Here is a 16054-nt window from a genome sequence, read left to right as displayed (position 1 = left end):
GCGCACGCTGCCGATGATGTGTGGGCGCAAGACCCGCCACTTAAAACCAACATGGAGAGACATATGACATTCCGCCGAACCGTTCTGAAATCCGTTGTCGTGGCGATGGGCCTTGCCGTGGCGGGCCTCGCGCCCGCTGCCGCGGAAGAACTTGAAACCCTTAAGGAAAAGGGTGTCATCCGCATCGCGATGTCCGGCGCCTACCCGCCGTTCAACTTCGTCAACGACCAGAACGAGGTGGTGGGCTTCGACCCCGCCATCGGCACCGAGATCGCCAAGCGCATGGGGCTGGAGGCCGAGATCGTCACCACCGCTTGGGACGGAATCATCGGCGGGCTTCTGTCCAACAAGTACGACGCCATCGTCGGCTCCATGACCATCACCGAGGAACGGGACGAGGTCGTGGATTTCGTCGGGCCCTACTATTCCGACAAGCGCGCCATCTTCACACAGCCCGGCTCGGGCATCACCAGCCTCGAGGATCTCGAAGGCAAGAAGGTCGGCCTCACCCTGGGCGAGACGCACGAGGACTGGGCGCGCGAGCGTGGCTACAACGTCAGCACTTACAAGGGCCTGCCCGAACTGCTCTTGGAGCTTGAGAACGGCCGCGTCGACGCCATCGTGAACGATTCCATCGCCGCCATCCTCGCCATGGGCGAGAAGGGCCAGGAATACGAGATGTTCGCCGATCCCACGACCGATCCCTTCGGCGCGGGCATCGCCATCCGCGAAGGCAGCCCCGAACTGGCCGCCGCCATGCAGGAGGCGCTCGACTCCATGATGGAAGACGGCACCTACCTCGAACTGGCTGAAAAGTGGGTCGGCGCGGACATCCGCTAAACCCTCTCTAGCCCCGCCGCCATCCCAGGTTGGCGGGGCCTTCCGGCACCCTGACTCCGATCGGACCGGCTGACGGACCGCGCGCATCGCGCCGTGCCCGGAATCCGTCCAAGCACGTACCCGGTTTTGCCGGACAAGAGCCTCGCGCTCGCCCCGGCCCCGCGCCCTTCCAGAAGGACACGCCATGGACATAGAGTTGATGCAAAGGGTCTATCCCTTCTTCCTGCAAGCCGCCTGGGTGACGATCCAGCTGTCGGTCCTGACGGCCCTGCTCGGCCTGACCTGCGGCGCGCTCGGTGCCGCCATGCGGCTGTCGCGCCTGGCTGTATTCCGCTTCCTCGGCGCCGCCTATGTCAGCGTCTTTCGCGGCACGCCTGCGCTCATCCAGCTCTTCATCCTCTATTTCGGCGGCCCCCAGGTCGGCATCCAGCTCGACGCGTTCGAGGCGGGCGTGATCGGCCTCGGCGTCAATGTCGGCGCCTACATGACCGAAACCATCCGCGGCGCGATCATCTCGATCCCCAAGGGCCAGCGCGAGGCGGCCCGCACCCTGGGCCTCAGCCGGTGGCAAGCGTTCTACAACGCCATCCTGCCTCAGGCCGCGCGCCTGATGGTCCGGCCCCTGGGCGTCAACCTCAACATGCTGATCAAGTCCACGGCGCTGGTCGCGGCCATTTCGGTTGTGGAACTCACCTACACCGCGCAGCGCTACATCGGCTCCACCTACAAGCCGTTCGAGATGTTCCTGCTCGCGGGCATTCTCTACATGATCATCATCTACGCCACCGGCCGGGCCGTCGCCTGGCTGGACCGCCGCGTCCAGATCAACTGACCGGAAAGGAAAACCAGAATGGGCCTCGACTTTACAGTTGTTCCGGAACATCTCGACGTGATCCTGCTGGGCTGTCTGTGGACGATCTTCATCGCCGTCGCCGCCGCGCTGGTCAGCTTCTTCGGCGGGATCATTTTCGCCGTTATCGCGCTTTACGCACCGTGGATCATTCGCCAGCCCTTCCGCCTGATCGAATGGGTCTTCATGGGCACGCCGCTTCTACTGCAGCTCTTCCTGATCTATTTCGGCCTCGTGCAGATCGGCATCGACCTGCCCGCCTTCGTCGCCGGCATTATCGGGCTTGGCCTGCACTTCGCGGTCTACAATTCGGAACTGATCCAGACCGCCATCCTGTCCGTCGACAAGGGCCAGATGGAGGCCGCCCGCACCGTCGGCCTCAGCCGTGGCCAGGCGCTGCGCAAGGTGGTCATTCCGCAGGCCGTGCGCGACGTGATCCCGCCCATCGGCAACAACATGATCGCGCTTCTGAAGGACAGCGCGCTGGTCTCGGTGATCGGCGTCAGCGAGCTGACCCTTTCGGCCCAGCGCGTGATCGGAGCCACCTACAGGCCGTTCGAGTTCTACCTCGTCGCCGCCGCCTTCTATTACGTCATTAACCTCTGCATGGAATGGGTGCAGCGCCGCATCGAGCGCCGCATCGCAATCTCGCGCTGATCGTCAGGAGACAGACCATGACCGACACCGAACATTTCGTCGAAATCAAGCACGCCCAGAAATCCTTCGGCAAGCTTGAGGTGCTCAAGGACATCAGCCTCAACGTCGCGCGCGGCCAGATCGTGGCGATCATCGGCCCCTCCGGCTCGGGCAAGTCCACGCTTTTGCGCGCCATCAACGACCTCGACGCGCTGACGGGGGGCGAGATCTGGCTGGACGGCGTGCAGGTGAACAAGAACCTGCCGTATCGCCAGTACGAAAAGCACATCAACCAGATGCGCCAGGACATCGGCATGGTGTTCCAGCACTTCAATCTCTTTCCGCACATGACCGCCCGCGACAATGTCACCATGGCGCCCAAGCTGCTCAAGGGTCTCAGCAAAGCTGACGCCGACAAGCTGGCCGAGGAACAGCTCGACAAGGTCGGGATGCTGGAACGGATCGACTATTATCCCTCGCAGCTTTCCGGCGGCCAGAAACAGCGCGTCGCCATCGCCCGCGCCCTCGCCATGAAGCCCAAGCTGATGCTCTTCGACGAGGCCACCTCCGCCCTCGACCCCGAACTGGTGGACGAGGTGAACCAAGTCATGAAGAAGCTGGCCGAGGAACACATGACCATGATCATCGTCACCCACGAGATGGATTTCGCGGCGTCGGTCTGCGACCGCGTGCTCTTCATGGACAAGGGCGTGGTGGTCGAGGAAGGCCCGCCCAGCGTCGTCTTCAAAAACCCCACCAAGGAACGCACCCGCGAATTTCTTCGCAAACACCTCGCAGGCGCCAAGTGACCGACACGCCCTCTTACCTCTTCTACCAGTCGCGCAACCCGCGACCCTTCCTCGACCACGGCGAAGGCATCTACCTGATCGACGAGTCGGGCAAACGCTACATCGACGGCTCGTCAGGCGCGATGGTGTCCAATATCGGACACTCCAACCCCCGGGTGTTGGCAAAGATGAAGGCGCAGATGGACAAGGCCACATTCGGCTACCGCCTGCATTTCCGCACCCATCCGTCCGAGGATCTGGCGGCGAAAACCGTCGCCATGACGCCCGACGGCCTCGACCGCGTGTTCTTCGTCTCCGGCGGGTCGGAGGCGGTGGAAAGCGCCGTGAAACTCGCCCGCCAATACGCCCTGACCCAGGGCCATAATGCCCGCTACAAGGTCATCTCGCGCTTTCCCTCCTACCACGGCTGCACCTTCGGCGCGCTCGACCTCACCGGCTACGCCCCCCTGCGCGACCCCTTCGCCCCGATGATGAGCGAAATGCCCAAGGTCGCCGCCCCCACCACCTATCTCGACCGCGACAACCTGACGGAAGAGGCGCGCGGCCTCAAATACGCAGACCTCCTGCGCGACAAGATCCTGGCCGAGGGCCCCGACACCGTGCTGGCCTTCATCATGGAACCTGTCGGCGGCGCCTCCACCGGCGCGCTCGTCGCGCCTGACAGCTATTATGGCCGCATCCGCGAGATCTGCGACGAGTTCGGCGTGCTGCTGATCTATGACGAGGTCATGACCGGCGCGGGCCGCACCGGCCGCTTCCTCGCCGCCGAACACTGGGGCATCACCCCCGATATCGTCTCCATGTCCAAGGGCTTCGGCGCGGGCTATGCGCCGCTGGGCGCAATGGTCGCCGGCCGCCGCCTTGTCGATCCGGTACTGGACGCCGGCGGCTTCGCCCACGGCTTCACCTATGCCGGCAACCCGCTGGCCTGCGCCGCCGGTCTCGCGGTGCTTGAGGAAATGGAGGCGCACGACCTCATCGGCAACGCCGCCCGCATGGGCGACGTGCTGATGTCCGAACTGCGCGCTCTGATGGACCGCTACCCGTTCATCGGCGACGTGCGTGGCAAGGGCCTCCTGACCGCGTTCGAGTTTGCCTCCGACCGCACCACGATGGAACCGCTCGACCCCGCGCTCAACGCCCACGACCGCCTCGTCGAACTGGCCTACGAACGCGGCCTCATCATCTACTCCCGCCGCACCCGGGGCGGCACCAAGGGCGACCATTTCCTCGTCGCCCCGCCCCTCATCATCACCGAGCACCAAATCGCCGAAATGATGGCCATCCTCCGCGACGCCCTCGACGCCTTTGCGTCAGAGATCGGCCTGCCGGTGGAGTCCGCAGCATGAGACTCCCCGACAAGCGCTGCAGCATCGAAGACGCCATTGCCCAGATCAAGGACGGCGCCACCGTCATGGTCGGCGGCTTCGGCGTCCCCGGCACGCCCATGACCCTGATCCGGGCGCTGGTGGCCCACGGCGCCCGCGACCTCACGCTGATCAAGAACGACGCCAACGAGCCCGGCATGGGCATCGATCACCTGCTGCAATCGGGGCAGGTCAAGCGCCTCATCACCACGCATCTGGGCCTCAACAGCCACGCCATCGGCCTGATGAATTCCGGCGCGATCGAGGTCGAATTCAACGCCCAGGGCATCCTCGCCGAACGCATTCGCGCAGGCGGCGCTGGCATTGGCGCGATCCTCAGCGATATCGGCATCGACACGGAGCTCGCCCGCGGCAAACAGGTGGTCGAGATGAACGGCACGCCCTACCTCGTCGAGCCCGCCCTGCGCGCCGACGTGGCCCTCATCCATGCCGACACCGCCGACCCCTTCGGCAACCTCGCCTATGTCGCCACGGCACAGAACTTCAACCCGCTCATGGCCATGGCAGCACCCCTGGTCATTGCCGAGGCCGAGCGCGTCGTGCCGTTGGGCGACCTCGACTCCAACACCGTCCACACCCCCGGCGTCTTCGTCGATCACGTCACGGAACTGCCCGAAATATCAGAGGATTACGCCGTTGTCCGACGCTAGGGATCGCATGGTCGCCCGCGCCGCGCGCGAGATTGCACCGGGCATGGTCGTCAACCTCGGGATCGGCCTGCCGACCAAGGTGGTGAACCACCTGCCTGCCGATTTCCCCGTCTGCCTGCACACCGAAAACGGCATGACCGGCATCGGCCCCGCCCTCACGCCCGAGCGCGCCGACCGCAACCTGATCGACGCGGGCGGCGCCTATGTCACGCCCGTCCCCGGCTCGGCCTTCTTCGACAGCGCCACCAGCTTTGCCGTGGTCCGCTCCGGCCGGCTGGACCTCACCATGCTCGGCGCCTTCGAGGTCAGCCAGACCGGCGACCTCGCCAACTGGAAGATCCCCGGCAAGTTCAGCCCCGGCGCGGGCGGCGGTATCGAACTGGCGCAAAAGGCCCGCCGCGTCGCCGTGCTGACCACCCACACCGACCGCGCCGGGAACCCAAAGCTGAAGCAAACCTGCACCCTGCCCCTCTCGGCCAGCGCCTGCGTCGCCCGCATCTTCACCGACCTCGCCGTGATCGACGTCACCCCCACCGGCTTTGCCCTTGTCGAACACGCCGCAGGCACCAGTATCGAGGACGTGACAAAGGCCACAGACGCCCCCCTCACGATCCCCGACGCACCAATTCCGACCTTCTGAGCTCCCATGACCGAAGATCTCAAAACCCGCCTCTGCGCCGCCGTCGACGCCGCCTTCGACCGGCAGGTCGCGTTCCTGACCGAACTGACCTCCCACCCCTCGACCCGCGGCAACGAACAGTCGGCGCAGAACTTCATGGCGACCGAACTCAAGACCCGCGGCTACGACATCGACCGCTGGCAGATCGACCTCACCGACATCCAGCACCTGCCCGGCTTCTCCCCCGTCCTCGGCCCCTACGAGGACGCCGTGAACGTAGTCGCCACCCACCGCTCCAAAACCGCCAAGGGCCGGTCCCTCATCCTCAACGGCCATATCGACGTGGTCCCCGCCGGCCCGCTCGACATGTGGGATAGCCCGCCTTTCGAACCGCACGTAAAAGACGGCTGGCTCTACGGCCGCGGCGGCGGCGACATGAAGGCAGGCCTCACCTCCAACCTCTTCGCGCTCGATGCGCTCACCGCCTGCGGTCTCGCCCCCGCGGCTGACGTCCACTTCCAATCGGTCGTCGAAGAGGAATGCACCGGCAACGGCGCCCTCGCCTGCCTCGCCCGCGGCTACAAAGCCGACGCCGCCTTCATCCCCGAACCTTTCGCCGAACAACTGGTCAGCGCCCAGCTCGGCGTCCTGTGGTTCCAGGTCCACCTCAAGGGCCTGCCAACCCATGTCGCCTATGCCGGCACCGGCGCCAACGCCATCGAGGCGGCCTTTCCTCTGATCAAAGCCCTGCACGACATGGAGCATCGCTGGAACGCGAAACGGAACCGCCCGCCCGAATACGCCCACATGGACCACGCGCTCAACCTCAACATCGGCAAGTTCCAGGGCGGCGACTGGACCAGTTCCGTCCCCGCCTGGGCCGTCTTCGACGTGCGCATGGGCCTCTTCCCCGGCCAATCCCTAGACGCCGCCAAACAGGAAATCGAGCAGGTCATCCGCGACGCCGCCCAGCAAAACGCCTTCCTGCGCAACTCTTTGCCCGAGATCGTCTACCACGGCTTTCACGCCGAAGGCTACGCGCTCTCCCGCGACAGCTCGCAGACCGCCACCAACGCCGTCACCAAGCTTGAAACCGCCCACCAAACCGTCACCGGCACCCCCCTCACCCGCGAGCCCATCACCGCCACCACCGACGCACGCTTCTTCGGCCTTTACGCCGACACGCCCGCGCTGGTCTACGGCCCCCGGGCCGAGGCGATCCACGGCTTCAACGAACGGGTCGACCTCGAAAGCCTCCGCCGCGTCACCCAGACCACCGCACTCTTCATCGCCGACTGGTGCGGCACCGAGGAGGCCTGATCCATGCGCGACGCCGTCATCGTCTCGACCGCCCGCACGCCCATCGGCAAGGCCTATCGCGGCGCTTTCAACAACCTCACGGCCCCCAGCCTCTCCGCGCCCGCCGTCCGCGCCGCCCTCGAACGCGCTGGGCTTGAGGGGGCCGAGGTCGAGGAGGCCATCTTCGGCTCCGCCCTCACCCAAGGCACGTCAGGTGTAAATGTCGCCCGCCATATCGCGCAGGCGGCCCACTTGCCCGACAGCGTCGCGGGGGGCACCATCGACCGCCAATGCGCCTCCGGCCTCAACGCGCTCGCCATCGCCTCGCACATGGTCCGGGCCGAGGGCGTGGACATCGCCCTCGCCGGTGGCCTCGACAGCATTTCCCTCGTCCAGAACGACCACTGGAACGCCCACCGCTACCGCGACCCCGCCGTGCCCGACAGCTATTACATGGCCATGCTCGATACGGCAGAGGTCGTCGCCGCCCGCTACGGCGTCACCCGCGACGCACAGGACGCCTACGCCCTGCAAAGCCAGCAGCGCACCACGCAGGCGCAGGACGCGGGCGTCTTCGCCGACGAGATCATTCCCGTCGAAACCACCAAACTCGTCACCGACAAGGCGACGAAAGAAACCCACGAAGAACCCGTCCGCTTGGAACAGGACGAATGCAACCGCCCCGGCACCACCGCCGAGGGGCTTGCCACCCTCCAGCCCGTGCGTGGCCCGGACAAAACCGTAACTGCCGGCAATGCCAGCCAGCTTTCCGACGGCGCCGCCGCCCTCGTCGTGATGTCCGAAACAGAGGCCACCCGCCGCAATCTCACCCCTCTCGGTGCACTGCGCGGCTTCGCCGTTGCCGGTGTCGCGCCGCAGGAGATGGGCATCGGCCCCGTCCACGCCATACCCCGCCTGCTCGACCGCGCGGGCCTGACCGAAGACGACATCGATCTCTGGGAAATCAACGAGGCTTTCGCCGCGCAACTCCTCCATTGCCGTGACACGCTGGGTATCCAGGATGACAAGCTTAACGTCAACGGCGGCGCCATATCCATCGGCCATCCCTACGGCATGTCCGGCGCCCGCATGGCCGGGCATATCCTGCTCGAAGGCCGCCGCCGCGGCGCCAAGTGGGGCGTCGTCTCCATGTGCGTCGGCGGGGGCCAGGGCGCCGCAGGCCTCCTGGAAATCTTCTGAGGCTTTCATGATCACGCTCCCCTCCAACCAGATCGCCTACCTCACGGCCCTGCGCCACGACCTGCACCGCCAGCCCGAGGTCTCGGGTGCCGAGGTCGAGACCGCCCAGCGTATCACCCGCGAACTCACCTCCCTCGGGGCCGACCGCATCTGGCAAGGCCTCGGCGGCCACGGCGTCGCCGCCGAATTCACCGGGCGCGCGCCCGGCCCCACCGTCCTATTGCGCTGCGAACTCGACGGTCTGCCCATCCGCGAGATCAACGACATCCCCCATGCCTCGCAGATCGACGGCAAGGGTCACCTTTGCGGCCATGACGGTCACATGTGCTCGATACTGGGCGTCGCCATGCGCCTTGCCAGCCGGCCTGCCAAGGGTCGCGTCATCCTGCTCTTCCAACCGGCCGAGGAAACCGGCGCGGGCGCACAGGCCGTCATCGAAGACCCGCAATGGCCCCAGATCCGCCCCGACTACGCCTTCGCCTATCACAACGTGCCGGGCCGCCCCCTGGGCGAGATCGGCCTGCGCTCCGGCCCCGCCAACTGCGCCTCGCGCGGGATGCAGATCCTGCTGACCGGCAAAAGCTCTCACGCCGCCGCCCCCGAGGACGGCCTGTCGCCCGGCCCTGCCATGGCGGCCCTGATGACCGCCCTGCCCGCGCTCAGCCATGGCACCATTGCCGACGCCGATTTCACCCTCGCCACCCTCACCCATGCCAACCTGGGCGAACCTGCCTTTGGCATCGCCCCCGCCGACGGCGAGCTGCGCGTCACCCTGCGCACCATGACCAATGACGGCATGGACGCGCTTCTGGACACCGCGTTGCACAAAGTCGCCGAGGCGCAGGGCGATCTTGTCACCGACATCCACTGGCATGACGTCTTTCGCGGCGTGGTCAACGACGCCGACGCCACCGACATCGCCCGCCATGTGGCCCATGACCTCGGGCACGCGGTCAACGAGATGCCAACGCCCATGCGCTGGTCCGAGGATTTCGGGCGTATCGGCGACGACGGCGCCAAGGCCACGATGCTCTATGTCGGCGCGGGCACCGACATGCCCCAGCTGCACAACCCGGATTACGATTTCCCCGACGCGCTCCTGCCCGTGGTGATCGACCAGTTCACCGGCATCGTCGACCGCATCCTGGGCCTGCCCGACACATGACAGACCCCGCGATCCCCGACGCCTGGTGCGAAGTGCATCGCGACCGGATCGACGCCAACATCCGCATCGCGCTCGGCCTCGTCCCCAAGGGCCGCCGCTTCTGCGCCGTGCTCAAGGCCGACGCCTATGGCCACGGCATCGCCACCGTCGTCCCGCTCGTCCGCGCCCACGGCATCGACTGTATTGCCATCACCTCGAACGCCGAAGCCCGCGCCGTGCGCGCCGCCGGCTATGGCGGCCAGCTCATCCGCCTGCGCGCCGCTACGCCGATTGAGACCCGCGCCGCCCTGCCCGACCGGGTCGAGGAACAGGTCGGCACGGTCGAGGCCGCCGACAACCTCGCCACGCTCAAAGCGTCCGGCGCGCCTGTCCGCGCTCACCTGCCGCTCAATGCCATGGGCATGTCCCGCGACGGGCTGGAAATCGAGACCGAAGACGGCCGCGCCGCCTGCCGCGCCATCCTCGACCGTCTGGGCGACAGCATCACCGCCATCTGCACGCATTTTCCCAGCAATGTTCCCGACCAGCTGCGCGCCAGCGCTACACGGTTCCAACAGCACGCCGACTGGGTTCTGAACCAGGGTCCACTGATCCGCGAAAACCTTCTGATACATGCGGGCAGCTCTTTGACCCTCGTCTCCGATGAACCCGTCGAAACCGACATGTACCGCTGTGGGGCCCTGCTCTATGGCATCCTCAAGCCTGACTGGCGTTTTCAGACCACGATGACCCTCAAGACCCGCGTCGTCAGCATCGGCGACTACCCGGCAGGCGCCACCGTGGGCTATGACCGTACGTTCGTTCTGGACAGTCCCCGCCGCCTGGCCTGCCTGTCCATCGGCTATGCCAACGGCATCCGCCGCGCCGGGCACAACTGCGGCACCGCCCTGATCGGCGGACACGAATCCCCCATCCTGGGCCGTATCTCGATGAACACCACCGTGGCCGACGTGACCGGCCTCGACGGTATCTCCATCGGCGATCCGGCGGTGATCTTCGGCGGCCCGCGCGACACGGCGACGTCCCTTGAACAGGCCGAGGCCCAGTTCGGCACCATCATCGCCGATCTCTATACCGACTGGGGCCAGCGCAATCACCGGATCATCCGGTAAGCCCGGTCAACTGCCCTTGATGTTGATCGAGAAACTGGTGCGCGCCCCGGCGGGCGGCGGCGGGAACGGGGCAGCCCGCTGGATCATTCGCACCGCCGCCCGGTCCAGAGCCGACGAGCCGGAACTGCGCGCGATCGACACGCCGGCCAACCCGCCATTCCCGCCGATGCGAAACGCCACCACGGCTGTCCCCCGGCTGCCCACCCGTGGGCGCGGCACGCGAGAGATCTTGCGCATCACCTGCCCGGGATAGTTGCTGGCCGCTGCATTGCCGGCGGCCTGCGATTGGCCCGAACCTTGCGCCGCCGATCTGGTCTGCGCCTGAGACCCCGTGGCACTGCCCGCCCGCGCGTTCTGCTGCGCGTTGCCCTTGGGCTGCGCCTTCGGCTGCGACTGCGTCGTGCGTTGCGGCTTGGGCGGTTCGGGCTTGTGCGCGTCTTCGAACTCCGCGCTGCGCGGCTTGGGCCGCAACGAACGTGTCACCGCCGTCGGCGCCTCGTCCACCGGCTCCAGCATCTCGGACGGCTGCGGCTCCGCCGCCTGCACGCTTTCCTCCGGCACGGTCTCGGACGGGGTCACCGGGACCAGTGGCACGTTGGGCGTGATCTCTGCCTGCTCGACCGGGTCAGGCACATTTTCGGCCGGCGTTTCGGTGGGCGTCACCGGCGCGGTCTCGGCCTGCTCGACAGGTTCGGCGGCTTCCTGCGGCTCGACTTCAGACAATGTGTCCTCGGGCCGCTCCTGTACGGCTTCCTCGGGCGTGTCCTGCGCCGAGACCTCTTCCGGGGGCGTCTCCTCGACGACCTCGTCGCTGGCATCCGGCGTCACCACCCCCGCGGCCATATCGGCAAAGCTGTTGCCGATGCTGGCCTCAACGCCGCCCGCATCGCCCTCGATCTCGATCGCCTCACCGTGAAACACCGCGGCCACGACCGTGCCATGCAGCACCAGCGCCGCCGCCGCGGCAACAGTTTTCACTAACCGCGACGACGCAATCATTCCAGCCCCCGCTGCGTGACGATCAGCACCCGCTGCGCCCCGGCCCCGCGCAGATCCCGCGCCAGGTTCACCAGCGTTTGCGCGGGCAGCGCCTGGTCCGGCACCACGCGCACCACCTCGCGCTCTTCCTCGCTGCGCCGCGCCAGGAAATCCTCTGCCGACGCGATATCCTCGCCGCGGAAACTCATCCGCCCGTCGGGATGCACCACCAGCGTGTCGGGCGGCGACCGGCCGTCCAGGTCCGCCGTCCGCACCAGGCTCAGCTCCTTGTCCAAAGGTTGCGACAGCGTGCCCGCCACCATGAAGAACACCAGCATCAGGAAGACGATGTTGATCAGCGCAATGGTCGGCTCCCGGCGCGAGGATATCCTGGCCTTGCGCATCTCAGGACCCCAGCACGCTGATGCTGACCCGCTCGATGCCGCGCAACACGACCAGCAGATCGGTCAGGCGCTGCGACGTGACACCGTCGCGCAGGCTCACCACCACCGGCCGCGCCTCGTCGCTGGCTGGCATCTCCGCGAAAGCGGCGCTCAGACCGTCCAGTTCCACCTCGCGCCCGTTCAGGCTCAGCCCCTCGTCGCTCAGGCGCAGAAAGCTGATCTTGGCGTCGCTGCTGCCATTGCCGCCCGCGCCCGCCGCCGCCAGCTCGACCTCGGCAAAGCGCGAGAAGGTCGAGGAGAGCATGAAGAACAAGAGCAACAGGAAGATCACGTCGATCAGCGACGTCATCGACAAGCGCCTGCGCCGCGAGGTCTTACGCACGGCTCGGCTCCGCCTCGAATTCGGCGGCATGTCCGGCCCGGCCCTGCGGATGCAGGACCGTGGAAATCGCACGCTCCGCCGTCACCCGTTCGCCGTCCATTCGACCCTCGAACCAGCTCAGCACCATCGAGGTCGGCATCGCCACGGCCAGCCCCACGGCGGTCGTCAGCAGCGCCACCCAGATGCCGCCCGCCAGAAGCGACGGATCGACCTGCGATCCGGCCTCCTGCAAGGACTGGAACGCCTCGATCATGCCCAGCACCGTGCCAAAGAGACCCAGAAGCGGTGCCAGCTGCGCCACGCTGTCCAGCAGGCGAAACCCGCCTTCCAGCCGGGCAAAACGCGATTCCGCCTCCGCCTCCAGCCGCTTTGCGTCCTCGGGCCGGGCCGAGAACGCCATCTCGATCACCGGCGCCAGATAGCTTTTCGACTGCTTCAACGCCGCCAGCGCCGCCGCAAGGTCGCCCGCGTCCCAGGCCGCGACCGCGTCCTTCAGCGCCTTGTGCCGCCCGACACCGGCCGCCGAGAATTGCCACAGCTTGTAAAGGATCGTCGCCAGCGTGATCACCGACACCGCCAGCAGGATCAGAACGACCGGGCCGCCCAGTTCGGCGATCTGGCCCAGGCTTTGCAATATCGCGTTCATCCCGTCACCTCGATATCCGTGCGCGTGTCCAGTTTAAGGTCGGTCTCGCAAGCACTTTCCGGCAGCTCCGCCGCCTCGCAAGTATGCGCCCCATTGACCAATACCTGGCCCAGCCCGTCACAGGCCATGCCCGGCACGGTGAATTGGCGCACCCGCGGGCGGCCCGGCGGCAAGGTTCCGAAATCGAATAGGGTCAGACGGTCCACCTGGCCGCCGGTGTCAAACAGGACGGTTTCATAGACCGCCTTGTCGATCTGGCTCGGGTGTCCGTTGATCACCAAAAAGGTCAGCGTGCAGCCGCCCTCATTGGCCTTGGTCGCGTTCAGCTCGATCAGCACGGCCTCGCCCAACTCTTCTTCCTGCGCCGACGCGGCCTGCGCCCCGGCCAACCCCACGGTCACCGCCGCCAGAACGGTCACGATCCATTTCATCTCGCGTCTCCCTTTTCACATGCGCCGCTTACTGTCCGTGCTGACCGGACCGCAGGCATGGTTCAAATCAATTCTTCGCAAGGCCGGCGCCTCGCGGTCACGACATTAGCCAGGTTTCGGGGAAAATAGCACCACGACCGTGCCGCAACCGCCAAGCGCGTTTCGCTCCATCCCCCGGCCCTCGGCGCCGGTGCCATGTTCGCGTCGGCCTTGCCGCGGGTCAGACCCGGCTGGGAACGCTTTGCGATGCATGTCCCATGAATCGCGGCAAATCTCAATACCCAAATGAATCGATCAGGAATTGACGTATCCTCGGCCACGCCACCCCGCAAAACGCAAATGGGGCGCACCCAGTCCTGGGTGCGCCCCGAAAATCTTCATGCGGCTACGGCTTATACGTTTCTTGCCGTCGCACTGCGCGGTCCTGCGATCAGCCAGATGATGAAGCCGATAATCGGCAGGATGATCACCAGCAAACTCCACAGCACCTTCTTACCGGTCGAGGCGCTGGACCCGATGATATTCACCAAGGCCCAGATATCCAGGACCAGAACGATAAGGCCTCCAAGGCCACCAACTTCCAACATTTTTATTCTCCTTTACTGCGTGTCTAACGCGTCAGTCTCTCGTTTGTTTCAGGCTTTGCGCACTTCGCTGGCGCTTTTCAGCACCTCGTCGCCGTCTTCCTGTTCGATCAGGTACGCCGGGCAGTCGTCGTCGGCGTCCCGCGTAATCTCCGATCCTTTGATCTTGACCGTGGTCTTTAGGGTGTAGATCTTCTTGACCTCACCCTGACCGGTGCCGTTGCCCCAGTCCCACTCGACCGTGTCACCCTTCGAGATCGCCATCTCAGTCGCGCCTCAGGGCGTCGATCAACTCATCCTTGGTCATGTCCGACCGGCCTTCGATCCCGACATTCTGCGCCTGGTCATACAGCTCGGCCTTCGACCATTGCTCATAGGGCGGCGCCTTGCCGCCCTTCTTCGAGGGCGCCATGTTGTCATTCGCCTGCGCATTGGCGATCCGCGCGGCCTTGGATTTGCTGTAGCCCTTGTCGCGCAGCGCCTCGTATGTGTCTTCGTCCTTGATGGACGACTCGTTCGACTCAGCCATGACGGTCTCTCCGAATTATGCTGGGGATAAAACGTCGCGCCGCCCTATTTGTTCCCGCAAACGCGGTGTAACCGCGATAAGTGCAGGCCACGTGCCGAGGAGCCGGAGTAGGTAATGTCGAAGACCGATAACGAACTGATCAAGCAGGAAAAAGAAAAAGAGGCCGTCGAAGAGGCCGCAGCCCTGTCACCACGCCTGATTTTCGAGTCCATCCGCCGCAACGGAGAGGAAGAGCTGGAGCGTCCGATGACCGCGCTGTGGTTCTCGGGCATCGCCGCCGGCCTCCTGATCTCGTTCTCGGTCCTGACCGAGGCGTTGCTGCGCGCCCACCTGCCCGACGCGGACTGGGCCTATATCGTCGAGAATTTCGGCTATTCGCTGGGCTTCGTGCTGGTCATCATGGCGCGCCTGCAACTCTTCACCGAAAACACCATCACAACCGTTGTCCCCGTGATGATCGACCCCTGCACCCGTACCATAGGCCGCACCGCCCGGCTGTGGAGCGCGGTGTTGGTGGCCAACATCATCGGCGCCTTCATCGTTGCCGCTTTCTTTGCCTATGGGGGCGTCCTGTCGGATGACGTCACCGCTGCCTTCACCGAACTCAGCGAACACGCCACCAGCTTTCCGCCGCTCGAGGGCTTCATGCGCGGCATTCCCGCCGGTGTCCTGATCGCGGCGATTGTCTGGATGCTGCCCTCGTCCAAGCGCAACGAGATCGGGTTGATCGTGCTTTTCACCTGGCTGATCGCCTTGGGCGATTTCACCCACGTGATCGCCGGTTCGGTCGAGATGGCCTACCTCATGGTCCAGGGCCAGCTCTCGGCCGCCCCGGCCGTCACAGGGTTCTTCCTCCCCGTCCTTCTGGGCAATGTCGTCGGCGGAACGATGATCTTTACCGTCCTGACCTACGCTCAGGTCATGCCCGAGGTCGACGAGCCACGCTGACGCGGGCACAAACAAAAATGCGCGTGTCCAGGGATGGGCACGCGCATCTGAATATTCACAGCCTTTGGAGCCGGCGTCAGTTGTACGATGCAAGACCGATCTTCGCCTCGCCTTCGTCCAGCGGACCACCATGGATGTCAACGTCGCGCAGGGCATCGTTCCGGTCCAACACGGTATGTACGCTCAGCACTTTGTTTCCGTGGCTTTTGTTTGGGTCTTCGATGATGGTCCGAAGCTCGGAACGAGCCTCGGTGTCCAAAGCATCCATGTCCACCGCGACCACGTAATTTTTCAGGTCTTCGGCCAAGGGTGCGGCGGTCGCGGCCACCGGTGCCGCGGCGATCAGAAGGACAAGTGCAAAGCGTTTCATCGTTACTCCCCTTTCATCAGGTTCACCCTGTAAACGCCTGAAATCTCTGACGGTTCCCAAAAAGTTAAGCACCGCAGCCTGGGACGGGCTGCGGTGCTGGGCGCGCGTTACGCGCCGCGCTGACAGGGGACGGGGGATGCCGTCAGCGCTTTCTCGCGGCGTCCGGCTCGATGGTCGAGCGGTCACGCCTATGATCTTGCCGCTTCACGTAAAC

21 protein-coding genes are annotated in these 16054 nt (G+C 65.6%); 12 read left to right on the top strand and 9 right to left on the bottom strand.

Features of this window, described 5'->3' with window-relative positions:
- Nucleotides 1-63: 63 nt before the first annotated feature.
- The 11 genes from XM53_RS09315 (at nt 64) to XM53_RS09265 (ending at nt 10568) form a co-directional block, all read left to right on the top strand.
- Nucleotides 64-840: a transporter substrate-binding domain-containing protein gene (locus XM53_RS09315; protein ID WP_057792611.1), complete on the top strand. Its 777-nt coding sequence runs from the start codon at nt 64-66 to the stop codon at nt 838-840.
- Nucleotides 841-1024: 184 nt separating this feature from the next.
- A complete protein-coding gene (locus XM53_RS09310) occupies nt 1025-1672 on the top strand; it encodes an amino acid ABC transporter permease (RefSeq protein ID WP_057792610.1) in 648 nt (215 codons plus the stop codon).
- An 18-nt stretch (nt 1673-1690) separates the two neighbouring features.
- Nucleotides 1691-2347, top strand: coding sequence for an amino acid ABC transporter permease (locus tag XM53_RS09305; protein WP_057792607.1), 657 nt, complete (start codon nt 1691-1693; stop codon nt 2345-2347).
- A 17-nt stretch (nt 2348-2364) separates the two neighbouring features.
- Nucleotides 2365-3135: an amino acid ABC transporter ATP-binding protein gene (locus XM53_RS09300; protein WP_057792605.1), complete on the top strand. Its 771-nt coding sequence runs from the start codon at nt 2365-2367 to the stop codon at nt 3133-3135.
- Nucleotides 3132-4484, top strand: coding sequence for an aminotransferase family protein (locus XM53_RS09295; RefSeq protein WP_057792603.1), 1353 nt, complete (start codon nt 3132-3134; stop codon nt 4482-4484). Before XM53_RS09300 ends, XM53_RS09295 begins: the two co-directional genes overlap by 4 nt.
- A complete protein-coding gene (locus XM53_RS09290; protein ID WP_057792602.1) occupies nt 4481-5173 on the top strand; it encodes a CoA transferase subunit A in 693 nt (230 codons plus the stop codon). Before XM53_RS09295 ends, XM53_RS09290 begins: the two co-directional genes overlap by 4 nt.
- Nucleotides 5160-5813: a 3-oxoacid CoA-transferase subunit B gene (locus tag XM53_RS09285; protein ID WP_236544453.1), complete on the top strand. Its 654-nt coding sequence runs from the start codon at nt 5160-5162 to the stop codon at nt 5811-5813. Before XM53_RS09290 ends, XM53_RS09285 begins: the two co-directional genes overlap by 14 nt.
- A gap of 6 nt (nt 5814-5819) precedes the next feature.
- Nucleotides 5820-7112, top strand: a complete 1293-nt coding sequence (locus tag XM53_RS09280; protein ID WP_057792598.1) for an ArgE/DapE family deacylase — start codon at nt 5820-5822, stop codon at nt 7110-7112.
- Nucleotides 7113-7115: 3 nt separating this feature from the next.
- On the top strand, nt 7116-8291 hold the full coding sequence (locus tag XM53_RS09275) for a thiolase family protein (protein WP_057792596.1): 1176 nt from the start codon (nt 7116-7118) through the stop codon (nt 8289-8291).
- A gap of 7 nt (nt 8292-8298) precedes the next feature.
- Complete coding sequence (locus tag XM53_RS09270; RefSeq protein ID WP_057792593.1) at nt 8299-9456, top strand: amidohydrolase; 1158 nt, start codon at nt 8299-8301, stop codon at nt 9454-9456.
- A complete protein-coding gene (locus XM53_RS09265; RefSeq protein ID WP_057792591.1) occupies nt 9453-10568 on the top strand; it encodes an alanine racemase in 1116 nt (371 codons plus the stop codon). Before XM53_RS09270 ends, XM53_RS09265 begins: the two co-directional genes overlap by 4 nt.
- 6 nt (nt 10569-10574) lie before the next feature.
- On the opposite strand, the gene XM53_RS09260 is transcribed toward XM53_RS09265, so the two are convergent.
- The 8 genes from XM53_RS09260 to XM53_RS09225 all read right to left on the bottom strand — a co-directional run bounded on the left by XM53_RS09260 (nt 10575) and on the right by XM53_RS09225 (nt 14522).
- Nucleotides 10575-11546: an energy transducer TonB family protein gene (locus XM53_RS09260; RefSeq protein WP_057792589.1), complete on the bottom strand. Its 972-nt coding sequence runs from the start codon at nt 11544-11546 to the stop codon at nt 10575-10577.
- Nucleotides 11547-11563: 17 nt separating this feature from the next.
- Nucleotides 11564-11950, bottom strand: a complete 387-nt coding sequence (locus XM53_RS09255) for an ExbD/TolR family protein (protein ID WP_057792587.1) — start codon at nt 11948-11950, stop codon at nt 11564-11566.
- Nucleotide 11951: 1 nt separating this feature from the next.
- Entirely contained in the window at nt 11952-12362 is a 411-nt protein-coding gene (locus XM53_RS09250; protein WP_268873920.1) for an ExbD/TolR family protein, read from the bottom strand.
- A complete protein-coding gene (locus XM53_RS09245) occupies nt 12325-12978 on the bottom strand; it encodes a MotA/TolQ/ExbB proton channel family protein (RefSeq protein ID WP_057792583.1) in 654 nt (217 codons plus the stop codon). Before XM53_RS09245 ends, XM53_RS09250 begins: the two co-directional genes overlap by 38 nt.
- On the bottom strand, nt 12975-13409 hold the full coding sequence (locus tag XM53_RS09240) for a hypothetical protein (protein WP_057792581.1): 435 nt from the start codon (nt 13407-13409) through the stop codon (nt 12975-12977). The genes XM53_RS09245 and XM53_RS09240 overlap by 4 nt, the downstream gene beginning before the upstream one ends.
- Nucleotides 13410-13801: 392 nt before the next feature.
- Nucleotides 13802-13996 carry a PLDc N-terminal domain-containing protein gene (locus XM53_RS09235; RefSeq protein ID WP_057792579.1) on the bottom strand — a complete coding sequence of 65 codons (195 nt, stop codon included), beginning with the start codon at nt 13994-13996 and terminating at the stop codon, nt 13802-13804.
- 48 nt (nt 13997-14044) lie between these two features.
- On the bottom strand, nt 14045-14257 hold the full coding sequence (locus tag XM53_RS09230; RefSeq protein ID WP_057792577.1) for a hypervirulence associated TUDOR domain-containing protein: 213 nt from the start codon (nt 14255-14257) through the stop codon (nt 14045-14047).
- A 1-nt stretch (nt 14258) separates the two neighbouring features.
- Nucleotides 14259-14522 (bottom strand): DUF7218 family protein, encoded by a 264-nt coding sequence (locus XM53_RS09225; protein ID WP_057792575.1) that lies wholly within the window; start codon nt 14520-14522, stop codon nt 14259-14261.
- 114 nt (nt 14523-14636) lie between these two features.
- Between XM53_RS09225 and XM53_RS09220 the strand changes: the two genes are divergently transcribed.
- Entirely contained in the window at nt 14637-15470 is an 834-nt protein-coding gene (locus tag XM53_RS09220) for a formate/nitrite transporter family protein (RefSeq protein ID WP_057792574.1), read from the top strand.
- Between the two features lie 76 nt (nt 15471-15546).
- Here the strand turns inward: XM53_RS09220 and XM53_RS09215 are convergent, their stop codons facing one another.
- The gene (locus XM53_RS09215; protein ID WP_057792571.1) at nt 15547-15840 is read right to left on the bottom strand and encodes a hypothetical protein; all 294 of its coding nucleotides are present in this window, start codon (nt 15838-15840) and stop codon (nt 15547-15549) included.
- Between the last annotated feature and the right edge of the window lie 214 nt (nt 15841-16054).

This window comes from Roseovarius atlanticus, assembly GCF_001441615.1.
Lineage (GTDB): Bacteria > Pseudomonadota > Alphaproteobacteria > Rhodobacterales > Rhodobacteraceae > Roseovarius > Roseovarius atlanticus.
The sequence above is the reverse complement of the archived record's forward strand: the minus strand, read 5'-3'. Positions and strand labels throughout refer to the sequence as shown.